The 4,461-nt window shown below is 46.7% G+C and carries 4 protein-coding genes; 1 reads left to right on the top strand and 3 read right to left on the bottom strand.

Going from position 1 to position 4,461, the window contains the following annotated elements:
• Window positions 1–1,019: glycolate oxidase subunit GlcE (gene glcE, locus ACWVCM_RS13500; RefSeq protein ID WP_455202284.1), on the bottom strand; the 1,019-nt coding region annotated here is incomplete at its 3' end.
• Complete coding sequence (locus ACWVCM_RS13495; RefSeq protein ID WP_455202283.1) at window positions 979–2,445, bottom strand: FAD-linked oxidase C-terminal domain-containing protein; 1,467 nt, start codon at window positions 2,443–2,445, stop codon at window positions 979–981. The genes ACWVCM_RS13495 and glcE, both read right to left, overlap by 41 nt.
• 255 nt (window positions 2,446–2,700) lie before the next feature.
• On the opposite strand from ACWVCM_RS13495, the gene ACWVCM_RS13490 reads away from it, so the two are divergent.
• The gene (locus tag ACWVCM_RS13490; RefSeq protein WP_455202282.1) at window positions 2,701–4,212 is read left to right on the top strand and encodes a S1C family serine protease; all 1,512 of its coding nucleotides are present in this window, start codon (window positions 2,701–2,703) and stop codon (window positions 4,210–4,212) included.
• Between the two features lie 20 nt (window positions 4,213–4,232).
• Here the strand turns inward: ACWVCM_RS13490 and ACWVCM_RS13485 are convergent.
• Window positions 4,233–4,461: tellurite resistance TerB family protein (locus ACWVCM_RS13485; protein ID WP_455202281.1), on the bottom strand; the 229-nt coding region annotated here is incomplete at its 5' end.

Here is a 4,461-nt window from a genome sequence, read left to right as displayed (position 1 = left end):
TCCTGTTGCAACCAGAATTCCTTGTTTCTAAATAGCGTGGCGTGCCCCCCTTCAGCTTCGACGGCATCGCGCACATCCCGCGGAGATAATTCCGTTTTTAACCAACGCAGCGCTCCACCCCAATCAAACAGCCAGCCACCCGGCAATCCTAAATGCAAGGTTGCCGGTGCCAGAGACAGGCGCCATAACGGCATGTCATCGGCAAAGAAAAAATGTTCCTGCTCGTTCAGCTGTTGCCAGAACTCCGCGCCCTGCGTTAATTCATCACCGGCGATTTTCTTCTTTGCGTCTTTGATTCCCTGGCCAGTACTCGACAATCGCATAACAACGGCTTCGCCATCGTAGACAGCCGCCGTTAGAGGCAATGCCTGACCGGCGCGTGCGTTCATGATATCGATTGCCTCATTCACATGTGCAGGCATTGCAATTGTCACTTCTTCTTCAGACACTGGCAAAACTTTTAATGACACCTCCAACAATACACCCAGAGTACCAAGCGCGCCCACCATCAAGCGTGACACATCATATCCGGCGACGTTTTTAATCACGCGACCGCCAAATTCTATGATTTCACCCTTACCGGTTAACACCTTGCAACCCAGAATAAAGTCTCTGGCACTTCCTGCGAAAGGTCGCCGCGGCCCGGATAAGCCACAAGCGATAGTGCCACCGATTGTCGCAGAATCGCCAAAACCCGGGGGCTCAAACGGCAGCATCTGGCCGTTGTCTGATAGCGTTTGCTGTAGTTCTTTTAATGGTGTGCCAGCTTTTACCGTGATCACTAACTCCCTGGGCTCATAGTCAACAATGCCGCGATGCTCACTCACCGCTAACACTTCGCCTGTGCAATTGTGGCCATAAAACGATTTACTACCACCCCCGGTGATAACCAGGGGTGTTTTGTTTTGACGCGCCTGTTGAACTTGCGCCTGCAATTGTTCGCTTAAATCACTCAAGGAAATAGTCTCAGCGTAGTAATTAAAATCTTTCCAGCTCAGGGAATGGCATCTTGCCTCCATGCACATGCATTGCACCAAACTCCGCACAACGATGTAAAGTAGGAACCGCCTTGCCAGGATTTAATAGTTGTTTATTGTCGAAAGCATATTTTATGGCGTGAAACTGTTCCAGCGCTATTGATGAGAATTGAACACACATTTGATTGAGCTTTTCAACACCGACCCCATGTTCGCCAGTAATGGTACCGCCTACCTCAACACAGGTTTCCAGTATTTTTCCGCCCAACGCTTCAGCTTTATGCAATTCGCCTTCGCGATTGGCATCGTACAAAATCAGGGGATGCAGATTGCCATCTCCGGCATGAAAAACATTGGCAACGGCTAATCCATATTCACTGGATAGCTCACTAATACGCTGTAATACGTTTGGTAATTCTTTACGCGGAATTGTGCCATCCATACAATAGTAATCGGGTGAGATCCTGCCAACAGCAGGGAATGCAGCCTTACGCCCTTTCCAAATTAGCTCACGCTCTGCATCACTTTCTGACTTGCGAATCGAAATTGCACCGGCCAGCTTTAACAAAGCCTCAATATCGCCAACTTGCTCATGAACTTCCGCTTCGCTGCCATCCAGTTCACAGAGCAAGATCGCTGCTGCATCCGTAGGATATCCAACGTTTGCGTAGGCTTCACTGGCACGAATCGAGGGATTGTCCATCATCTCCAGCCCCGCTGGCACAATGCCGGCCGCAATGATATCACCGACCGCAGTTCCAGCCTTAACGACATCATCGAAAGCCGCCAGTAGCACTTGTGCGAATTCGGGGATGGGTAGTAATTTCACGGTGATTTCCACGATTACGCCCAGCATCCCTTCTGAACCATTCATTAAGGCTAACAGGTCATAACCAGCCGCATCAAAGCCACTGCCGCCGATAGTTAACACTTCACCATCAATGGTCACGACTTTCAGTTGCTGGATATTGTGAACCGTCAATCCGTATTTTAAGCAGTGCACGCCACCAGAATTTTCCGCGACATTGCCACCAATAGAGCAGGCGATTTGTGAAGAAGGATCCGGCGCATAATATAGCCCATAAGGGGCGGCTGCCTCGGTTATTGCCAGATTGCGCACACCCGGTTGAACGCGCGCGGTACGATTTAGCTGATCAATCTCATAGATTCGATTGAACTTCGTCAGGCTAAGTAAGATACCATTGGCCAGCGGCAAAGCGCCGCCAGATAACCCGGTGCCTGCACCCCGAGCAACAACAGGCACTTCTAAACCGCTACAAATCCGCAGGATCGCCTGAACCTGTTCAATGGTTTCCGGCATAACAACCAGCAAGGGCACTTCTCTGTAGGCGGATAGTCCGTCACATTCATAGGGACGCAATTCCTCCGCCGTCGATAGTATCGATGAAGCTGGCAGACAAGCCTGTAGTTTTTGTATAAGTATCTGTTTTTTGTTGTGGTCATTCACGGCATTTTAGTTTCCGGTTTATTTTGGTTATATTCCGAACAATCTGTTCCAGCCGAATTGAACGAAGGGCATAGATTATATAAATCGTAATTGATCAACCGCAACTGAATCGGTAAGGTTTGACCATAAAGATGCGATAAACCTATATTTTTTGCGCTTATTTAGTTACAAAATTTTATTTTTCCAGCGTTAACCTGCATGAGCCTACCACTTTATACGGCTCTGCTACAGCGAAGTATAAAAAGTAGAACTTACATGACACAATTTTTAGAGAAAAGCATTAGCCGAAGAATTTTTCTGTTGAGCTGTTTTTTAGTAGTCAGCTTTTTTACTGGACATATTTGCTGGGCCAGCAAAGAACAGGACATACATAGCAGCATCGTTAAAATTATCGCCACTCACAATCACCCCGATTATGTCTCGCCCTGGCAACTACACGGCATTCATACAGTGACCGGTTCCGGCGCAATTATTGACGGCAAACGAATACTGACCAATGCGCATATTGTTGCTGATCAAACCATGCTGGAAGTGCAGCGCGAAGGCTCCGGTATAACCTACAGTGCCGATGTAGTCCATGTTTGCCATACCTGTGACCTGGCGATACTCACTGTTGATGATCCCACTTTTTTTGAAAACGCCAAGCCGCTAAAGATTGACGGGCTACCTAAATTACAGTCACGCGTTAACGTTTATGGCTTCCCCACTGGCGGTGAAACCATTTCCATTACCGAAGGTATCGTATCGCGTATTGAAGTGGACTATTACGTACACTCCTCGGATCGATATTTACTGGCCCAGGTTGATGCGGCAATTAACCCTGGCAATAGCGGTGGGCCTGCTATCTCCGATGGCAAAATCATTGGCATTGCCATGCAGGCACTGGAAAATGCAGAAAACATCGGCTACATCGTCCCTGCTCCTGTCATTAATCATTTCCTGGAAGATGTAAAAGATGAAAAATTTGATGGATTCCCCGAACTGGATATCTACGTGCAGACTATCGAAAATAAAGCGCTACGCGAACAGTTAGCCTTGTCCAACAAAACAGGCGGGCTGCTGGTAACAGCCGTAGCAAAAGACAGTAATATTTCAGCCTTGATTCATCCCGGAGATGTATTACTGGAAATTGATGGCTACAAAATTGGTCGTGATGGGAAAGTTGCACTAAAAGACGGGATACGTGTTGAGTCTTCACATCTTGAGTACACCAAACAGGTGGGTGAGACTTTAAAATTACGAATTCAGAGAAATGGCAAAGCGAAAAATATCGACATCAAACTGGAACCAAGAAAAACGAGGGTTAGTCACAAACAATATGACATTAAACCTTCTTACTTCGTGTTTGCGGGTATGTTGTTTCAGCCTTTATCTCAAGGTTATTTAAAATCACATCATCGCACGACGTACGGATTAATACCGTATTTACCCCATTACACGCTGGAAGGCTATAAAAAATCAGTTCCAGATCTGGTTAAAACCGGGCGTGCACAAACCATCGTACTGAGCCGCGTGCTACCAGACGCTATTAGCCAGGGCTATAAAAACATGGAGGGCTCAGTTATCCATTCGGTCAATGATACACCCGTTAAAGACCTGAAACATCTATCTGTTCTAATAGAAAATGCCAGTGGTAAATATCTGAAATTTGAAACCGACTTCGGTCATACGATTATTCTGGACTTAGAACAAGCGCGGAGTAAAAACCAGGATATATTACAGAAATACCAGATCCACAGTGATCGCTCCCCCGAGCTAAAGCCGTAGCTTGAAAATAACTTTAACTTTCAATCAAGGGTGGACTGAACTCGGTGTTTAGCCGCGATAAATGCACCATGAGGTACATAGAGAAGTTCCGAAATTTTACGCACCAGGGCTTCTTCATACTTTTCCAGTACTTTGTCCGCATAAGCAACCCGCCACATTAGCTCAACAATACTGACCTTCTCCTCTGGCGTAAATTTGCTATTTATCAATGACGTAAATTCGTAATAGCAAGTCGCATTTTGCGACTCC

The sequence above is a fragment of the Kaarinaea lacus genome, from assembly GCF_975902315.1.
This window is presented reverse-complemented; position numbering and strand designations above follow the sequence as displayed.